This is a genomic window from Ensifer sp. 22521 (assembly GCF_052044795.1).
Taxonomy (GTDB): domain Bacteria; phylum Pseudomonadota; class Alphaproteobacteria; order Rhizobiales; family Rhizobiaceae; genus Ensifer.
The window spans coordinates 252,878-272,068 of the sequence record NZ_JBQENM010000010.1; the positions used below are offsets into that span (position 1 = coordinate 252,878).

General features: G+C 63.8%; 14 protein-coding genes. 2 read left to right on the forward strand and 12 right to left on the reverse strand.

The features are described from left to right. Window positions 1-60: 60 nt before the first annotated feature. The 5 genes from trpS to mutS form a co-directional block, all read right to left on the reverse strand. Window positions 61-1,125, reverse strand: coding sequence for a tryptophan--tRNA ligase (trpS, locus tag ACTJKE_RS17800; RefSeq protein ID WP_057248010.1), 1,065 nt, complete (start codon window positions 1,123-1,125; stop codon window positions 61-63). Window positions 1,126-1,236: 111 nt separating this feature from the next. Beyond that, window positions 1,237-1,629 carry a VOC family protein gene (locus ACTJKE_RS17805; protein WP_058329095.1) on the reverse strand — a complete coding sequence of 131 codons (393 nt, stop codon included), beginning with the start codon at window positions 1,627-1,629 and terminating at the stop codon, window positions 1,237-1,239. After that, window positions 1,629-3,233, reverse strand: coding sequence for a murein biosynthesis integral membrane protein MurJ (gene murJ / locus ACTJKE_RS17810; RefSeq protein ID WP_058329096.1), 1,605 nt, complete (start codon window positions 3,231-3,233; stop codon window positions 1,629-1,631). The genes ACTJKE_RS17805 and murJ overlap by 1 nt, the downstream gene beginning before the upstream one ends. Next, window positions 3,230-6,073 carry a [protein-PII] uridylyltransferase gene (locus tag ACTJKE_RS17815; protein ID WP_058329097.1) on the reverse strand — a complete coding sequence of 948 codons (2,844 nt, stop codon included), beginning with the start codon at window positions 6,071-6,073 and terminating at the stop codon, window positions 3,230-3,232. Before ACTJKE_RS17815 ends, murJ begins: the two co-directional genes overlap by 4 nt. Before the next feature lie 235 nt (window positions 6,074-6,308). Next, complete coding sequence (mutS, locus tag ACTJKE_RS17820) at window positions 6,309-9,062, reverse strand: DNA mismatch repair protein MutS (protein WP_058329098.1); 2,754 nt, start codon at window positions 9,060-9,062, stop codon at window positions 6,309-6,311. 103 nt (window positions 9,063-9,165) lie between these two features. Between mutS and ACTJKE_RS17825 the strand changes: the two genes are divergently transcribed. Further along, entirely contained in the window at window positions 9,166-11,451 is a 2,286-nt protein-coding gene (locus ACTJKE_RS17825; protein ID WP_057248005.1) for an NADP-dependent malic enzyme, read from the forward strand. A gap of 340 nt (window positions 11,452-11,791) precedes the next feature. On the opposite strand, the gene ACTJKE_RS17830 is transcribed toward ACTJKE_RS17825, so the two are convergent. From ACTJKE_RS17830 to ACTJKE_RS17850, 5 genes are all read right to left on the reverse strand, one after another. Further along, window positions 11,792-12,682, reverse strand: a complete 891-nt coding sequence (locus ACTJKE_RS17830; protein WP_057248004.1) for a GNAT family N-acetyltransferase — start codon at window positions 12,680-12,682, stop codon at window positions 11,792-11,794. Between the two features lie 120 nt (window positions 12,683-12,802). Continuing rightward, window positions 12,803-15,079 (reverse strand): hybrid sensor histidine kinase/response regulator, encoded by a 2,277-nt coding sequence (locus ACTJKE_RS17835; protein WP_057248003.1) that lies wholly within the window; start codon window positions 15,077-15,079, stop codon window positions 12,803-12,805. Between the two features lie 55 nt (window positions 15,080-15,134). Then, on the reverse strand, window positions 15,135-15,626 hold the full coding sequence (lspA, locus tag ACTJKE_RS17840) for a signal peptidase II (protein WP_057248002.1): 492 nt from the start codon (window positions 15,624-15,626) through the stop codon (window positions 15,135-15,137). After that, window positions 15,623-16,483 carry a TrmH family RNA methyltransferase gene (locus ACTJKE_RS17845; protein ID WP_057248001.1) on the reverse strand — a complete coding sequence of 287 codons (861 nt, stop codon included), beginning with the start codon at window positions 16,481-16,483 and terminating at the stop codon, window positions 15,623-15,625. The genes lspA and ACTJKE_RS17845 overlap by 4 nt, the downstream gene beginning before the upstream one ends. Then, complete coding sequence (locus ACTJKE_RS17850; protein ID WP_058329134.1) at window positions 16,480-17,634, reverse strand: class I SAM-dependent rRNA methyltransferase; 1,155 nt, start codon at window positions 17,632-17,634, stop codon at window positions 16,480-16,482. The genes ACTJKE_RS17845 and ACTJKE_RS17850 overlap by 4 nt, the downstream gene beginning before the upstream one ends. A 307-nt stretch (window positions 17,635-17,941) precedes the next feature. Between ACTJKE_RS17850 and ACTJKE_RS17855 the strand changes: the two genes are divergently transcribed. Further along, window positions 17,942-18,400, forward strand: coding sequence for an SRPBCC family protein (locus tag ACTJKE_RS17855; protein ID WP_058329099.1), 459 nt, complete (start codon window positions 17,942-17,944; stop codon window positions 18,398-18,400). A 34-nt stretch (window positions 18,401-18,434) separates the two neighbouring features. On the opposite strand, the gene ACTJKE_RS17860 is transcribed toward ACTJKE_RS17855, so the two are convergent. Together ACTJKE_RS17860 and ACTJKE_RS17865 are read right to left on the reverse strand one after the other, a co-directional pair. Next, complete coding sequence (locus tag ACTJKE_RS17860) at window positions 18,435-18,779, reverse strand: hypothetical protein (RefSeq protein ID WP_058323665.1); 345 nt, start codon at window positions 18,777-18,779, stop codon at window positions 18,435-18,437. A 97-nt stretch (window positions 18,780-18,876) separates the two neighbouring features. Next, window positions 18,877-19,179: an integration host factor subunit beta gene (locus ACTJKE_RS17865; protein ID WP_057247998.1), complete on the reverse strand. Its 303-nt coding sequence runs from the start codon at window positions 19,177-19,179 to the stop codon at window positions 18,877-18,879. Window positions 19,180-19,191: the final 12 nt, after the last annotated feature.

The following is a 19,191-nucleotide window of genomic DNA, read 5'->3' on the forward strand; positions in this document are numbered from 1 at the left end:
TGGTCCGCTTCGACTCCTGAACCGAAGTGAATCCGGGTCCGAGGACCCGGATTCAGTCAACTACTGCAGAAAACCGATGATCTCGCGCACTTCGCTCATCGTCTTTTCCGCCCGCGCCCGCGCCCGCTCGCCGCCATCGCGGAGAATGGCGTCAATGTGAGCGGTGTCGCCCATCAGGCGGCGCATTTCGGCGGTGATCGGCGACAGGACCTCGACCGCGAGGTCGACCAGAGCCGGCTTGAAGACCGAGAACTGCTGCCCGCCAAACTCGGCGAGCACCTGCTCCTTGGTCTTGTCCGACAGCGCCGCATAGATACCGACGAGGTTTTCCGCTTCCGGACGACCCTTGAGCCCTTCGACCTCGCTTGGTAGCGCATCCGGATCGGTCTTGGCCTTGCGGATCTTCTTCGAGATCGTCTCGGCGTCGTCCATCAGGTTGACGCGCGAAAGGTCGGACGGGTCGGATTTCGACATCTTCTTCGTGCCATCACGCAGCGACATGACGCGCGGCGTCGCGCCGCCGATCAGCGGCTCGACCGGCGGAAAATAGGCGTGGATCGGCTCCTCGCCGACAACCATATCGACACCGTAGCCGGCGCTGCGGATATGCTCCATGAAGTCGATATTGAACTTCTGGGCAATGTCGCGCGTCAGCTCCAGGTGCTGCTTCTGGTCGTCACCGACGGGAACGTGGGTGGCGCGATAGACGAGAATGTCGGCCGCCATCAGGCTCGGATAGGCGAGCAGACCGAGCGAGGCGTTCTCGCGGTCCTTGCCGGCCTTGTCCTTGAACTGCGTCATGCGGCTCATCCAGCCGATGCGGGCGACGCAATTGAAGATCCAGGCGAGTTCGGCATGCTGGGGCACGGCCGACTGATTGAAGACGATATGTTTCTTGGGGTCGATGCCCGAAGCGATGAAGGCGGCGGCGATCGAGCGGATCTGCCCCTTCAGGTCCTCGTGCACGAGCTGCGCCGTGATCGAATGCAGGTCGACGACGCAGTAGATGCAGTCGTTGTTTTCCTGCAGTGCCACGAACTTGCGGATCGCACCGAGATAATTGCCGAGATGGAGATTGCCCGTTGGCTGTACGCCGGAGAATACGAGCGGCTTGAATTCGTTCATGTCGTCCTCAATAGGCTGGTGGAGGGCCCCAGGGCTTTGTCGCCCATGTAGCTAACGGCATGGCTTATGCACGGGTGGCGGTAGGCAATCAAGAGGTCGCCGCAGCCTCGTCTATTCCGCCGGTTGCAGCAGATCCCAATGGTTGCCGAACGGGTCGCTGAAGACCGCCACCGTGCCATAGGGCTCGTGGCGCGGCGCTTCCAGAAAGGCGACGCCTTCGGCCAGCATCGCCGCATGGTCGCGAGCGAAATCGTCGGTGAAGAGGAAGAAGCCGACGCGGCCGCCGGTCTGGTTGCCGATCGCCGCCTGCTGGCGTTCGCCGTCGGCCTTGGCAAGCAGCAGCGAAGTCTCGACCGCGCCCCTGGGACGGACGACGACCCAGCGCTTGCTATCGTCGAGCCTCGTGTCTTCCACGAGGTCGAAGCCGAGCTTGCCGCAATAGAAGGCGATGCCGGCATCGTAGTCCGGCACGACCAGGGCAATGCGTGCGATCGTCTGGCGCATCAGTCGCTCGCCTCCGGTGCTGCAGCGGGTTCTGCCGGTCCTTTGGCCTTGCGCTTGATGCTGCGGCGGATCATGCCGAGGCTGGCGCCGCCGAGACCGAAGGCGAGCGCGAAGTAGATCACCATCGCCACCGAGACCAGACCGAGCAGGGTTACTGCCCGCGTCACGAGCGGCGCGGCGGAAGAGAGCTCGAAGGCGAACCAGTCGATCGCGAAATACAGCGCCGCGGCCATACCGGCCGCCGCGATGGCGAGGCGCGGAATGCGGGTCAGCAACGGGATGTCCCTGCCCCAATGGCCGCGCCAGACAAGTGTTGCGAAAAGCAGGACAGCGTTGACCCAGCCGGCAACGATCTCGGCCGTGGCGATGCCGCTTGCGCCGAGCCGCGGAAACAGAGTGAGCGCCAGCGAGACGTTCACAACGACGGAGATGGCAGCGAAGATCATCGGCGTGCGCGTATCCTCGCGCGCGAAGAAACCGGGAATGAAGGCCTTGATCAAGACGAAAGCCGGCAGGCCGAGACCGTAAATCGCCAGGATGTGACCGACGATGACGGTCGATTCCGGCGAGAACTTGCCGCGCTCGAAGAGCAGCCGAACGATCGGCTCGGACATGACCAGAAGTGCTGCTGCCGCCGGCAGCGTCAGGAACAGCGTGAACTCGACCGAGCGGTTCTGCAGGTTCGACGCTTCGTTGACATTGCCGGAACGCAGCGCCCGGGCAAGTTCCGGCAGGAGCACGGTTGCCACCGCGATGCCGACGACGCCGAGCGGAAGCTGGTAGATGCGGTCCGCATAGACCAGCGACGAGACCGCGCCTTCGCTCGCCGAAGCGATATTGGTATTGATCAGGAGGTTGATCTGGGTGATACCGCCGGTGATCGCCGCCGGCAGGGCTAGCACCAGCAGGCGCCTGACACTGGCGGTCATCTTCGGCCGGCGGAGGCCGATCTTGATGCCGGCGTCGCGCACGGCGATCCAGACGATCGCAAGCTGCACCAGACCGGCCGCCATGACCCCCCAGGACAGCGCATAGCCGACGGCCACCGGATCTTGGCCCTCATACCAGGCGTAGGCCAGCACCGCGATCAGGATGACATTGAGGAACACCGGCGCAATCGCTGCCGCAAAGAAGCGATGCAGCGAGTTCAGCATGCCGCCCATCATCGCCGCCAGCGACATGCAGGCGAGATAGGGGAACATGATGCCAGCAAAGACGATGGTATTGCCGAGCTTTTCCGGATCGTCGGCAAAACCGGGGGCGATCAGGTTGCTGACGATGAAGGGCATCGTCAGTTCCATCGCGATCGTCAGGAACAGAAGCACGGTGAAGAGGACGCCGAAGACTTCCTCGGAAAAGCGCCGCGCGCCCTCCATGCCGTTCGCCTCGATCTCCTTGGCAAAGAGCGGCACGAAAGCGGAGTTGAAGGCCCCCTCGGCAAACAGCCGGCGGAAGGTGTTCGGCAGGCGGAAGGCCGTGTTGAAGGCATCGGCGACCGGGCCGGTGCCGAGGGCAGCGGCCATGAAGGTTTCGCGGATGAAGCCGAACAGGCGGCTTCCAAGCGTCGCGCCGCCGACGGTTGCAAATTTCTTGACCAGACTCATGTTTCGGCTTTTGTCGTTCTTTGAGCGGAGGAAACGCCCGGTGGCGGAGCGATGATGCCGGAGGGCATGCGGTCGCGGGCTTCGTCACCCTCACCGGCCATGACGGCCTTGAGGCGGGCGGCAATGTTCATCTGACGGTTCTCGCTCGTCACCTTCTGACCGACGAGGTCGGTGACGTAAAAGGTGTCGATCACCTTCTCACCGAAGGTGGTGATGTGCGCCGAGGCGATATCGAGCGAGAGATCGGAAAGCACCGCAGTGATCTCGGACAAGAGGCCGGGACGGTCGAGGCCCTCGACCTCGATCACCGTAAACTTGTTCGACAATGTGTTGCTGATCGTCACCTCGGGCGTCACGGTAAACGCCTTGGTGCGTTTTTTCACCTTCGTCCTGCTGGCAATCACTTCCGGCAGGCGTTTGCGGCCGGCAAGCACGTCCTCGATCAGCTTGCCGATACTGCCCGCTCGCCGCATCTCATCCCCGTCGACGGCAAACTCGCGGTTCACCAGGATCGTATCCAGTGCCCGGCCGTCAGACGTCGTGAAGATCTGGGCATCGACGATGTTGGCACCGGCGGCAGCGCAGGCGCCGGCGATCACGGTCAGGAGACGCGGATGGTCGGGCGAAAGCACGGTGATTTCGGTGATCGCATGGAACTGGTGCGTACGCACCATCGTCGCCAGCGCCTTGTCGGCGGCGTCCGCTTCACGGATGAAGCGTGCATGGCGCACCTGATCTTCGAGCGCCACCGTCAGCAGATAGGGCTGATAATGCAGGCGCACATAATCGTCGCGTTCCTTCTCCGTCCAGTCCGTCAACGCCTCGCCAAGCATGATCGCGGCATGCGCGGCGCGCTCCTTGCGCGACAGTTCCGAGAAGCCGCCCGACAGCAACAGTTCGGTCTCGTAATAGAGCGTGCGCAACAGCTGCCCCTTCCAGCCGTTCCAGACGCCGGGACCGACGGCGCGGATATCGCAGACCGTCAGGACCAGCAGCATCTTCAGCCGGTCGAGCGACTGCACCCGCTCGGCGAAGTCGACGATCGTCTTGCGGTCGTTGAGGTCGCGCGTCTGGGCGACCATCGACATCAACAGATGCTCCTCGATCAACCAGGCCACGAGTTCGGTCTGCTTTGGCGACAGCCCGAAACGCGGGCAGAGCTTGCGCGCCACCTTTGCGCCGGCGGTCGAGTGATTCTCGGGCCTGCCCTTGGCGATGTCGTGCAGCAGCACGGCGACGTAAAGCGCCTCGCGCTCCTCGATCCCCGGCATCAGCTTGGCGACGAGCGGATGCGCCTCCTCCTCGATGCCGCCCTCGATGCGCGAGAGCACGTCGACGGTGCGCAGCAGGTGCTCGTCGACCGTATAGTGATGATACATGTTGAACTGCATCATCGAGACGATCTTGCCGAAATCCGGAATGAAGCGGCCGAGCACGCCCGCTTCGTTCATGCGCCTGAGGATGAGTTCCGGCTTGCGGCGCGAAGTGAGGATCGACAGGAAGAGGCGGTTCGCCTCCTCGTTTTCCCGAAGGGCCGGCTTGATCAAACTCAGCGATCGCGTCACCTGGCGCAGGGCCGCCGGATGGAACTCGAGGCCGTTGATGTCGGCGATGTGGAAGAAGCGCAGCAGGTTGACCGGATCGCGCTTGAAGACATCGGGGCTTGCGAGCGCAATGCGACCGCCGTCGTCGACGAAATCCAGCGTGCCGGCGATCTTGCGGCTACGATGAGTGAAGCGGCCGATGATGCCGGAGATGCCGGGGGCATCCTTGGCCTGCTGGTCTTCGAGTGCGGCGCAGAAAATGCGGGTCAGGTCGCCGACGTCCTTCGCCACCAGGAAGAAGTGCTTCATGAAGCGCTCGACGGCGGAAAGGCCCGGATGGTCGTGGTAGCCCAGCGCTTCGGCGATCTCCCGTTGGATGTCGAAGGAGAGCCGCTCTTCCGCCTTGCCGGTGAGGAAGTGCATATGGCAGCGCACCGCCCAGAGGAAGTCCTCGGCTTTCTGGAAAAGCTGGTACTCCTGCCGCGACAATACCCCGACCTTCACGAGGTCGGCGGTGTCCTTGAGGCGGTAGAAATATTTGGCGATCCAGAACAGCGTGTGCAGGTCGCGAAGACCGCCCTTGCCTTCCTTGACGTTCGGCTCGACGAGATAGCGCGTATCGCCCGCCTTGCGGTGGCGCTCGTCACGCTCGGCAAGCTTGGCGGCGATAAAATCCGGGCCGGTATTGCGCACGATCTCGTGGTCGAAACGGGTTTCAAGTTCGGCGCTCAGCGTCTCGGAGCCGCAGATGTAACGCGTCTCGAGAATGGCGGTGCGGATGGTCATGTCGGCGCGCGACAGGCGGATGCATTCGTCGATGGTGCGGGTGGCGTGGCCGACCTTGAAGCCCAGATCCCAGAGGATATAGAGCATGAACTCGATCGCCGGTTCCGCCCAGACGGCCTTCTTGACCGGCAGCAGGAACAGAAGGTCGATATCCGAGCCCGGCGCCAGCGTGCCGCGGCCATAACCGCCGACCGCCGCCACCGCGATGCGCGAGGCCGGCGGCGCATTGGCTGCGTCGAAGATCTCGTTCAGCACGAAATCATGCAGTACGGTGATCAGCTGATCCTGCAGCCAGGAAATACGCTCGGCGCAGAGAATGCCGGCTCCGTCGGCATAAAACAGTTCGCGCGCCTTGGCCCGGCCGGCGACGTTTGCCTGCTTGAAGGCGGCCAGCAGCGCCTGGCGCATCGGCTCGCGCTGCTCGGCATGGGCCGAGGCGATGAAGTCGCATTTTGCCCGGAGCGCTGCGACATCGAGGATTTCGGGAAAGAAAGTTTCGTGTCTGCCCATGTAGTGCCGAGGGGCGTCCTGTCCGACTGGTTGCGTGGTTCGCTCGCGATCGAGCGCTCCTGCATGATCCTTACGACCGAGGCCGAACAAAGACCACACAGCATTTCAATCGCCGCGCCGGCAAAGGCGCGCGGCGCTGTATACCCTTTTTACGGAAGGCTGCACAGGAAAAAGGCGCGCGCCGCCTTAGCCAGCGGTTGGCGGGATGCGGGCGGAAAACCGCACACACTTTTCCTCATCCCGCCTTGACGGCGCTCAGTTCCTTCTTCAGCGCATAGAGCGCGTCGAGCGCTTCGCGCGGCGTCATGTCGTCTGGGTTCAGCGTCTTCAACGCCTCTTCGACCTTGGACGGACCTGCGGCCTTCACCTCTTCGCGGCGGATCGCCACCTGGAACAACGGCAGATCATCGATCAACTGGCTGGCCGGGTTCTTGCGGTCGGCATCCTCGAGCTTGGCAAGCACATCCTTGGCACGCGCCACCACCGAGGCCGGCAGGCCGGCAAGGCGAGCGACCTGGATGCCGTAGGACCGGTCGGCGGCACCAGGCCCCACCTCATGCAGGAAGATCACGTCGCCGTGCCATTCCTTGACGCGCATGGTCGCGTTCGACAGGCGACCGAGCTTTTCCGAAAGCACCGTCAGCTCATGAAAGTGGGTGGCAAAGAGGCCGCGGCAGCGATTGGCCTCATGCAGATGCTCGACCGCCGCCCAGGCGATCGACAGGCCGTCGAATGTGGCGGTGCCACGACCGATCTCGTCGAGGATCACCAGCGAGCGGTCGGTCGCCTGGTTGAGGATCGCCGCCGTCTCGACCATCTCCACCATGAAGGTCGAGCGGCCGCGCGCCAGATCGTCGGAGGCGCCGACACGGGAGAAGAGCCGGTCGACGATGCCGATATGGGCGCTTGCGGCGGGAACGAAAGTCCCCATCTGCGCCATGATCGCGATCAGCGCATTCTGGCGCAGGAAGGTCGACTTACCGCCCATGTTGGGACCGGTGAGCAGCCAGATCGCGCCGCCCTCCTCGCCCTCGGGCGGCGAGAGATCGCAGCCATTGGCGACGAAGGCATTGCTTGCCTGGCGCTTCAGCGCCTGCTCGACCACCGGATGGCGGCCGCCGTCGATCGCGAACATGCGCGAGCGGTCAACAGTGGGGCGGGCATAGGCCTGCTCCTCGGCGAGCACGGCGAGGCCGACCGATACATCGACGGTCGCAAGCGCCAATGCCGCCGCCTTGAGGGTCTCCGCAGCCGCAACGACCTCGGCCGTCATGGCGTCAAAGGCTTCGATCTCGATCGACAGCGCCCGGTCGGCGGCGTTGGCAATCTTGCTTTCGAGTTCGGCCAGTTCCGTCGTGGTGAAGCGCATGGCATTGGCCATGGTCTGGCGATGGATGAAACGGGCGCGGCCGGCATCCGTATCGGTCATCGACCCGGCATTGCCGGCCGTCACCTCGATGAAATAGCCAAGCACGTTGTTGTGCTTGATCTTCAGCGACTTGATGCCGGTCTCTTCGGAATATTGCAGCTGCAACCCGGCGATCACCCGGCGCGACTGGTCGCGTAGCGCCCGGACTTCGTCGAGCTCGGCATTGGCGCCTTCACATACGAAACCGCCGTCACGCTTCAGCAGCGGCAATTCCTCGCCAAGGGTGGCATCGAGCAGGCCGAGCAGACCGGCGGGCAGTGCGTCGATCGCGGCGCGTGCTTCCTTCAGCTCATCCGATAGCGTGCCGGCCGCCATCCGGCGCGATATCGACGCGGACGCATGCAAGCCGGCCTGGATGGCGCCGAGATCACGGGGGCCGCCGCGGCCGAGCGCCAGCCGCGACAGGGCGCGCGGCATATCCGGCGCACGGCGCAGCGCGTCGCGCAGGTCGCCTGCGAAGGAAGGCTGATCCGCAAGGATCTCGATCGAGTCGAGGCGCTGGTTGATACGGTCCGGATCGGTCAGCGGCGACATCAGCCGCTCGGCGAGAAGCCGGGCGCCGCCGCTCGTCACCGTGCGGTCGAGCGCCTTCAGCAGCGTGCCCTCGCGCGCGCCGGAGAGTGTCTTGACCAGTTCAAGGTTGGCGCGGGTCGCCGGATCGATGAACAGCGTCGAGGCGGCACTTTCGCGCTCGGGGGTGCCGAGCGCCGGACGTTCGGCAAGCTGGGTCTTCTCGACATAGGAGATCGCAGCCGAAGCGGCGGCCAATTCGGCGCGCGAGAATGTGCCGAAGCCGTCGAGCGTCTTGACGCCGAAATAGCGGCTAATGCGGCCCTCGGCCGTCGCGCTGTCGAACAGCACCGCCGGCTGCGGCACGGCCACGCGGCCGAGCACGTCGAAGACGGGCCTCAATTCCGGATCGTGAAACACCGTATCGGCAAGGATCAGTTCGCGCGGCTCGATGCGCAGGATATCGGCGAGCAGCCGGCTTTCGGCGGTCTCGGCCAGCCGGAAGATGCCGGTGGAGATATCGATCCAGGCAAGCGCGTAAGCGGGTTCGGACCCGCTCTTGATGCGCGCCAGCGCCATCAGGTAGTTGGTCTCCGACGGCGACAGCAGCTTCTCTTCGGTGATCGTGCCCGGTGTCACCAGGCGCACGACGTCGCGGCGCACCACCGACTTGCCGCCGCGCTTCTTGGCCTCCGCCGGGTCTTCGACCTGCTCGCAGACGGCGACGCGGAAGCCGAGGCCGATCAGCTTCTGCAGATAATCGTCGGCGGCATGCACCGGTACGCCGCACATCGGGATTTCCTGTCCCATGTGCTGGCCGCGCTTCGTCAGCGTGATGCCGAGCGCGCGCGACGCTTCGACCGCGTCCTGGAAGAACAGCTCGTAGAAGTCGCCCATGCGGTAGAACAGCAGCGAATCCGGGTTGTTCGCCTTGATCTCGATGAACTGTTCCATCATCGGCGTGGCCGTGGAACGGCTTTCCTCGCTCGCCAGTTCGGCTGCGGACAACACCTCCCCGGCGCGGTTCGATTGGTCTGTCACGAAATTCATGATTGTTCCGAAAAAAGAGATGGCACACTATCCCCAAGCAATTGTAGACGACAACCATAAAGAGGCGCGCCGCAAGGCTCGCCCACAGGAGGATAGAGGAAACATGCCGGCCACCGACAAGACCGATCGCACAATGACGAGCGTCACCGCGCAAGAAGCGCTCGATTTTCACTCGCAGGGTCGTCCCGGAAAGCTGGAGATTTCCCCCACCAAGGCCATGGCGACCCAGCGCGACCTGTCGCTTGCCTATTCGCCGGGTGTCGCGGTGCCGGTGAAGGCGATCGCCGAGGACCCCAGCACCGCCTATGACTACACGACGCGCGGCAACATGGTCGCCGTCATCTCGAACGGCACCGCCATCCTCGGCCTCGGCAACCTCGGGGCGCTTGCCTCCAAGCCGGTCATGGAAGGCAAGGCGGTGCTGTTCAAGCGCTTCGCCGACGTCGATTCCATCGACCTCGAAGTCGATACCGAGAACGTCGACGAGTTCATCAACTGCGTGCGCTTCCTGGGGCCGTCCTTCGGTGGCATCAACCTCGAGGACATCAAGGCCCCGGACTGTTTCATCATCGAGCAGAAGCTGCGCGAGGTCATGGACATCCCGGTGTTCCACGACGACCAGCACGGCACCGCGATCATTGCCGCTGCCGGCCTGATCAATGCGCTGGCTTTGACCGGCCGCGACTTCAAGACGACGAAGCTCGTCTGCAACGGCGCGGGTGCTGCTGCCATCGCCTGCATCGAGCTCATCAAGTCGATGGGCTTCAATTCGGAAAACATCATCCTTTGCGACACCAAGGGCGTGATCTTCGAGGGTCGCACCGAAGGCATGAACCAGTGGAAGTCGGCGCACGCGGTCAAGACCGACCGCCGCACCCTCGCAGAAGCGCTCGAGGGCGCAGACGTGGTCTTCGGCCTTTCGGCCAAGGGTGCGCTTTCGGAAGACATGGTCCGCTCGATGGCACCGCGGCCGATCATCTTCGCCATGGCCAACCCGGATCCGGAAATCACGCCGGAGGAAGTCGCCCGCATCCGTGACGACGCGATCGTCGCGACCGGCCGTTCGGACTATCCGAACCAGGTCAACAACGTGCTTGGTTTCCCCTATATCTTCCGCGGCGCGCTCGACGTGCGCGCCTCGACGATCAACGACGCGATGAAGATCGCGGCGGCTGAAGCGCTGGCAAGCCTTGCCAAGGAAGATGTGCCTGATGATGTTGCGGCCGCCTACCAGGGCAACCGTCCACGCTTCGGCGCGCAATACATCATCCCGGTCCCCTTCGATCCGCGGCTGATCTCGTCGATCCCGATGGCGGTCGCCAAGGCTGCGATGGAAAGCGGCGTCGCGCAGAAGCCGATCACCGATCTCGAAGCCTATGGCCGTCAGCTTTCCGCCCGCCGCGACCCGATCGCCTCGACGCTGCAGCGTATCTACGAACGCGTCCGGCGCCAGCCGAAGCGCATTGTCTTTGCCGAAGGCGAAGAGGTGCAGGTCATGCGCTCGGCGATCGCCTATGCCAACCAGCAGCTCGGCACCGCCATCCTGCTCGGCCGCGAGGAGCGCATGCGCGAGACGGCGGAGCGCGAGGGCATCGACCTAGACCGCCCCGGCATCCAGATCGTCAATGCACGCCTTTCCAAGCGCGTCGGCGCCTATACGGACTATCTCTATGCCCGCCTGCAGCGGAAGGGCTTCCTCTTCCGCGACGCCCAGCGCCTGATCAACAACGACCGCAACCACTTCGCCGCCTGCATGGTGGCACTCGGTGACGCCGACGGGATGGTGACGGGCCTCACCCGCAACTATTCGACCGCCCTCGAGGACGTGCGCCGCTGCATCGATCCGAAGCCGGGCCATCGTGTCATCGGCGTCTCGATCGCGCTCTGCCGCGGCCGCACCGTGCTCGTCGCCGACACGGCAGTGCACGACATGCCCTCTTCGGAGGAGCTTGCCGATATCGCCGAGGAGGCAGCCGGCCTCGCCAAACGGCTCGGTTACGTGCCGCGCGTGGCGATGCTCGCCTATTCCACCTTCGGCCACCCCTCGGGCGAACGCTCCGAGCGGGTGCGCGAAGCGGTCAACATCCTCGACAAGCGCCGCGTCGACTTCGAATATGACGGGGAAATGGCGGCGGACGTGGCGCTCAACGCCCGCGTCATGGAGCAATATCCGTTCTGCCGCCTCTCCGGCACCGCCAACGTGCTCGTCATGCCGGCGTTCCACTCGGCGTCGATCTCGACCAAGATGCTGCAGGAACTCGGCGGCTCGACGGTGATTGGTCCCCTGCTCGTCGGCTTCGACAAGTCGATCCAGATCGTCTCGATGTCGGCCAAGGATTCCGACATCGTCAACATGGCGGCGATTGCCGCCTACAACGCCGGCATGTGACACCGACGGATGTACTATTTTGGCGCAGGCCTGGCACTCAAAGTCGCCAGGTCTGCCGAAATAGTAACAAATCGCTACAAGTTATAAAAAGAAGAGCCCGCATCCCCTGGAGAGAAGAAGCGAGCTCATAATCAGGCAACCGAACTACGTTTCAGGTAATGAAAGACGGAGGATTTGGGATTTCATGCCGGCCAACCTCCGGAAATGATCGGCCATTCCTCCGTTATTTTCTCTATTCTCTCGTGATGAAATTAGAGAATAACTTGACAATACAAGTCTCTCTTTCAGTCTCGAAAGTCAAACTCGTCATTAAGACTTGGTTAATCCAGTCGCGCGCCCGTCAGGAGACGGAGGTCGCGAACCGCCCTGCGTCTGCGCCGTAATAATTGAGATAACGGCCGGAGATATTGCTGATCGGCAGCACGATCAAAACATCCGTCGTGCGGAATGCATGATCGACCACCGCGCCGTCGCCGACCATTGCGCCCAGACGCATATAGCCCTTGATCAGCGGCGGCAGGGCGCCGAGCGCCTTTTTCGCATTGATCGCCTCGGCCGGCATCAAATCCATGGTCCGATGCAGTTCCGGACGTGCGCTCACGGCCCATTCGTCACGGGCGCGGATGTTGTGATGCAGGAAGGAAAGCGCCAGCGCATGCTCGGCCGGCACCACGCCGGGGAACGAACCGCAGCCGAACATGGCGTCCATGCCGTATTTGAGGGCGTAGGCCCAGTTTCCCTGCCAAAGCAGTTCCACCGTCCGCTTGGTACGGTAGTCCGGCAACACGCAGGAACGGCCAAGCTCCATGAAGCGCTTGGTCGGATGGCGAGCGAGAAGCTGGTCGATGGCAAATTCGGAAGCCGAGTAGAAACCGCCCGAGCGCTCGGCCACGTCCTGGCGGAGCAAGCGATAGGTGCCGACGATCTGATCCTCGGCATCGCCCTCGATCGAGGTATCGAGAACCAGAAGGTGATCGCAGATCGCGTCCCAGCTGTCGATGTCGCGCTTGCGGCGGTCGGCTTCGGCGCCAACCTGCGCATTCATCTCTTCGACGAAAACCTTGTAGCGTACGGCCTGGGCGGCATCGATCTCCGATGCCGTCCGTGCCAGGCGCGTCTCGAGATTGGCGATCCTGCCAAGAACGTCAGTCGTCGGGGCGGCAGCCTTCTTGCCGATGCAAGCCTGAGAAGTGTCAACCACGTTCGCTGAATCCAGTAGCTCGATGGCCATCCGCGTCATCCCGAATCAATTCTATCTGCCGGGCTTAGACCACGTTTCTGCAACAACATAGTGACATGAAAGCGGCATACAACCCCCACGCCCCGATGGTTACGGTTACCACTGCCGAAGTTACCGTTCGCGCAGCAGGCGGGCGATCTCCGATGTCAGCAGCTGCGGATCGGCGGGCTTCGACAACACGAAGTCGGCGCCGGCGCCCATCAGCCTTTCGCGCATGTCGGCACGAACATCCGACGTCAGGACGATGACGGGCAGCCGGGGCGCGGATCGCGCGGCCTCATCGGCGCGCAGGTGCTGCAGCAGCGAAAGGCCGTCGCCACCCGGCATGTTGAGATCGGTCACCAGCAGCTCCGGAAGCGAGCGCTGGCCGGGCGCATGCAGGGCCTCAGCAACGGCGCCGAAGTCGCTGACAAGGCGGACCGAATACCCCGAGCGCTGGAGCACGGTGCGAACGATCAGCGCGTTGACCGGATCGTCTTCGGCCAGCAGGATCCCATTCGCCCTGTTGTAAACAGGCGTGGTCGCAGGCTCCTCTCGCAGAACGGGCCGGTTGTCGTTGATCGCGTCGCGTTTCTCGATACCCTTCAGGCGACCGAGCAGCACCTCGACCAGGGACTTTTCGCGCAGCGGCCGGATCAGCCATGCCTCGTAGCCGTCCATCTGGTTGACGGGGTGGCTGTTGCGCTCCTCCGGATTGATCAGATAGGTGCGCCGCACCTCCAGCCGTGCAACGGACGGCTGCAGGGAAAGAAGCTGCTTGTATTGCTGGGCATGGCGGTGGTCGACGATCACGTCCGTCAGCGGCGCGCCGCCGGCGAGCACGTCCGCAAGGACATGCTGGGCCGCGGCAAGCGTGGTGGCACGATGGCACCGCCCGCCGAGTGTCGCGATCGTCGCGGCGAGCGCCGCCGAGGCCGGACCATCGGGCGCCATCACCAGGACATGCGAGCCCGCAAGGCACGACCGGCGCTCCGGTGCGACCGCCTCGATCTCGGCAAATGGCAGACGAATTTCGAAACGGCTGCCGCGTCCCGGCGCGCTTGCGGCCGTAAGGCTGCCACCGCAGGCCTGCATGATCCTGCGGGAGATGGCGAGGCCAAGGCCGGTGCCCTTCGCCCGCTGTTCGTCGTTTCCGGCCTGCTCGAACTCCTCGAAAATGCGCTTCAGGTCGTCAGGCGACATGCCCGGACCGGTGTCGTCGATCCGGATCCGCACGCATTCGTCGACCGTATCGGCGCCGACAAAGACGCCGCCGACCTCGGTGAACTTCACCGCATTGCCGATCACGTTGAAGAGCACCTGGCGCAGGCGCGCCGCATCGAAGGCCATCTCAGCGGGCACATCGACGGCGACCGTGGCACCGATCTCGATGCCTTTCTCATGCGCCCGGTTGGAGAGCATTTCCACCACGCTCTCGATGACGCCACGCGGATCCTGTCGGGTCGGGCGAAACTGGAAGCGACCGGCCGACAGCGACGAGAAATCGATCAGGTCCTCGACGAGCTGGACCAGCGCATGGCCGGACTGCTGCATGCCGGCGAGGTAGTTCTTCTGCTCGCTCGACAGCCGGGTCTGGCCGAGCAGGTGGCTCACGCCGAGGATGCCGGAAAGCGGCGTACGGATCTCATGGCTGACTGTGGCGAGAAGCCTCGACTTCGCCTTGCTCGCCTCCTCTGCCCGCCGGCGCGCCGCTTCGCGCTCACGCGCCGCCGCGGCCTCCTCGGTGACGTCGCGCGCGATGCTGTGGCGCATGAGCCTGCCACTTGCCGGATCGCGGGCGATCACGTCGTGCCAGTCGTAAAGGCGCACGCCGTCCGATGCGGCAATCCGGACCAGATAGTGATTGGGCGCAGCCTTTGGCTCGAAGCTCAGGCCAAGCGCCGCGCAATCGAGGCCGTGGACATCGGAGTGGCCGCAGACCTGATGGAAGACCGCGTTGGCATGAACGATCTTTCCGTCCATGCCGCGCATGATCGCGAGGTCACCCAGCGCATCGTGAATGGTCGAGAGCAACGCCGACGTCTCGGAGCGATGCCAATCGCGATCCCGGTCCGCTTCGTCGCCTGCCTGCCTGCCATCGAACGACCGTATGGCTTCGACGACGAGCAGGAACACGCCGACAGAGCCTGCCGCCGCAATCGCTGCGGAAAACAGGTAAAAGCCGGCGCTCATGCCGATGACGAGAATGAGACCGGAGGCGACAAGGCCGAGCAATGCCAGCGACGCCTGATTGACCGCATGGCGCTTGCCCTTGACGGGTGCTTCCTGCTCGTGAGCCGGAGGCGATACCTCGACAGGGAGCGGAGCCACCGGCGGCGCGTCACCCGTCCGGCTTCCTGTCCGGAAGCCGGATTCGATCCGCTCCAGCAATCGTGACGGTTCGCTCATGCAATCCGGCTAACACGACAAGCGTTCCGAATGGCTTCAATGCACCGGTAAAATCTTAACGATCGGCCTTTTTCGCGTGCAGCAGTTCGTCAAGGATGATGGCTCCGGCGCCGATGGTGATGAAGGTATCGGCCAGATTGAAGACGGCGAAGGACCATGTTTCGGTATAGAAAAGGATGTAGTCGATCACGTAGCCGAAGATCAGCCGGTCGACGAGGTTGCCGAGTGCGCCGGCGATGATCAGCGCGTAGCCGAAATGCGCAAAGAACCGGTCCTTCGGCGTGCGCTTCCAGAGCCAGAGCACGAAAGCGACGACGGCAAGCCGCATGCCGACGATGAACCAGCCTTCCATGCCCGACAGCATCGAGAAGGCGACGCCATAGTTGTAGGTACGGTAAAGCGCCAGCATCGGCACGACGTGGACCGCCTGATTGAAGGGCAGGTAGATCTCGACCAGATACTTGATCAACTGATCGGCGATGAGCGCGAGAAGGATGAAGACCGCGATCGGCAGCGGCCGCGAAAACAGAACCTGCCTCTCGCTCATGCGCGGGCGTCCAGCGTCAGCAGATGACGGCGCGCCTCGAACAGCATGATGCCGGTAGCGATCGCAAGGTTGAGTGAATCGGCGCGTCCGGCCTGCGGGATGCGTGCGAGCGCACCTGCCTCACGGGCAAGCTCCTCCGGCAGACCCGCCTGTTCGTTGCCCATAAGGATCACCACGGGCTTCGACTTGTAATCGATGGTGCGGTAATCGACGGCGCCGGCGAGATGGGTGGCAACCACCTTCACGCCGGCGGATTTCTGCCAGCGGATGAAGTCGTCCACGCTGGCGCGTGCCACCGGCATCGCGAAGACCGAGCCCATGGTGGCGCGCACGGTTTCAAGCGAAAACGGGTCGGTGGTCTCGCCGACGAGAATGATGCCGGAGGCACCGGCGGCATCGGCCGTGCGGATGATCGTGCCGAGGTTGCCGGGATCGCGCACCCGGTCCAGCGCCACATAGGTTTCTCCCAGTTGCGGCTTCAGATCCTTTAGCGCCTGGTAGCGCTGCTCGAAGATACCGACGACCATCTGAGGATTGTCGCGCCGGGTGATCGTCGTCAGCACCTTCTCGCTGACCTCGAGCACCAGACCACCCTTGGCGAAGGTCTTCGCCGCCACCTGCTCCACATGCGGCTTGCCCTTGGCCGCCTTGGCATAGATCAGCGTCTTGATCTTCCAGCCGAGATCGAGCGCGTCGATCACCAGCTTCAGGCCTTCGGCCATGAAGGACCGCGTCTCGTCGCGATGCTTCTTCTGTGCCAGCGCGCGGATATCCTTGATGATCGGGTTGGTGAGGCTCGTGACCTCCTTTACCTGACCCACACGACCGGCGCCGTGTTCGCTTCTGTCGTTCGTCATTGCGGTACCCAGCGGCTGAAGAGAGAGGTCGAAAGCGCCCTGCCCGGCTCGCGTCCGTCAAGCCCGCCCTCGCGGATGATGAGCTCGCCCGATTCCACCCGGCCGCCGCGGCCGCGCATCGTCTCGCGCATCAGTTCATGGATCGAATAGAAGCTCGCCCGGATGGAATAGGCGGTCAGCACCAGGCCGCGCGCCTCCGGCGAGAGGATCTCGCGGCAGATGTCGAGCATCGCCGCCAGGTGATCAAAAAGCTGCCAGACCTCGCCATTCGGACCACGGCCGAACTTCGGCGGGTCGGTCAGAATGATGTCGTAGCGGCTGCCGCGGCGCTCTTCGCGCTGGATGAACTTCATTGCGTCGTCGCAGATCCAGCGGATCGGCAGCTTGTCGGCCCGCGCCAGCTGCTGGTTCTCGCGTGCCCAGCCGATCGCCTTCTTCGAAGCGTCGACATGGGTGACCTCGGCGCCGGCCCTGGCGGCGATCAGCGAGGCGACCCCGGTATAGCCGAAGAGGTTCAGAACCTTGAGCGGCCGCCCTGCAGCTTGCACCTGGTCCTTGACCCAGCTCCAGTGCGCGAGCTGTTCGGGGAAGACGCCGACATGGCGGAACGAGGTGAAGCGGCCGTGGAAATCGGTTCCGAGAAGCTGCATCGGCCAGGTTTCGCCGAGCACGGCGCCCGGAAAGCGCCAGCGGCCCATGCCGTCCTCGTCGGTGTCGCCTGTGAAAATCGCGTCGGCTTTTTCCCAGACGCCGTCCGCCAGGCTGCGCGGCCAGAGCGCCTGCGCCTCGGGACGCACGATGCGATAGGGACCGTATTGTTCGAGCTTCTCGCCGGCGCCGCTGTCGATCAGATGGTAGCCGGAAGCGCCCACGGTCTCGAGAATGAGCGGCACGCGCTCGGCCGGCTTTTCGCCGGTTCGCCGGGCGATCGCCCGTACAGGTGTTTCCTGCACGGGTGCCTGCTTGGCGGGCCTGTCGCGTGTCTCGGCGGCCTGCGCTTCCGCCGGGCGAGCCGGCCGTTCCTTGAAGCCGCCGCCCTTCGGCGGTGCCGGACGCTTCTGCTCGTGGCGACCGCCGCCACGCGCCTCGGCGCCGCGGCCCTTGGCCGTCGTCACGGAGGCATTCTTCGACCGCCGGTCCTTTTCCTTCACGCTGAGATCCCTGGACTTGTTAGTGCATGTGCCGCCTGCCCTTCGCAGTGTCGAGCGCGAGCCGGCGGACGCCATGAGGTTTGTCGCCGCAGCCTTCAGCCGCGGCATCTATTGAAGGTGCAAATAGCATCGCTGATGCACTTGGCAAAGTCGTTTCCGTTTTGCGAAGATCGGCGCGGGAGAACCCGCCGCGAATTTCCTTGGGCCGGAACCGGCTTGGGGACAAAATTCTGCAGCAGGCCTAGTGTGTTACAGCGACCTTGGCGCGTCGATGCCGATGCGCGGAACTGCAATGGGAGGAAAGCGCATGGACATGACCGGCGAAGAGCGGATTTCGGCTGGGCGCGACGCGGTGTGGCGCGGCCTCAACGATCCGGAAATCCTGAAACGGTGCATCCCCGGCTGTCAGTCGCTGGAGATGACGTCGCCGACCGAGCTTGCAGCGGTTGTGAAGATCAAGATCGGCCCGGTCTCTGCCTCCTTCACCGGCAACGTCATGCTCTCCAATCTCAATCCACCAGAGGGCTACACGATCTCGGGCGAAGGAAAGGGCGGGATCGCCGGCTTTGCCAAGGGGGGCGCCGACGTCACCTTGACGGAGGATGGCGCAGACACGGTGCTGCGTTACGACGTCAAGGCAGAGATCGGCGGCAAGCTCGCCCAGCTCGGCTCGCGCCTCATCGATTCGACCGCAAAGAAGCTGGCCCAGCAGTTCTTCACCGACTTCGGCGCCGCCGTCAGCGGTACCGCGGAAGCGGCGAGCTGAACGGCTCGCCACTCCGCAGCGTCAAGTCAAGCGTTCAGTTCTGAGGGGCAGCCAACGTTGCCTGAGTGGCGAGCTTTTCAGCCTGGCTGCGATGCTTCTCGGCTTCGCGATGCCACTTCACCGCTTCGTTCGCCTCGGTGCGCGCACGGCGACGGTACTTGCCCTGGCTGAACCAGGTCGCTGCCGCACCGAGGATCATGCCGACGATGACGGCAAGGAACAGGAAGACGAAGAAGGGCGCGCTGACCGAAAGCACGCTGTCTTCCGGACGGAAAGGGTTCAGTGCCAGCGTCACGCTCTGGCGATTGGCGACGCTGAGAACGATCAGGATCACGCCAACCGGAATGAGAACAACGATATTGATCAGTTTCTTGAACATTCAAGCGCTCCAGCTTGCGAGCGGCCGCGTGGTTTCCGTTGGCCACGCGGGACGACGGGCGTCCATTGCGCCAGGCCGCTGAGACCGAGAAAGACGATCAGTCTTCGTCGTCACCATTCATGCCGGGATTAAGGCGCTCGCGCAATTCCTTGCCGGTTTTGAAGAACGGCACCCACTTTTCCTCGACGAAGACGGAATCGCCGGTGCGCGGGTTGCGCCCGGAACGCGACGGCCGGTTCTTGACGGAGAAGGCACCGAAGCCGCGCAGTTCGACCCGGTTGCCTGACGCGAGCGCGTCCGTGATCTCATCGAGAACCGCATTGACGATGTTTTCGACATCGCGGTGATAGAGATGCGGATTGCGAGCTGCAACAATCTGCACCAGTTCTGACTTGATCACTGTCGCCCCCTC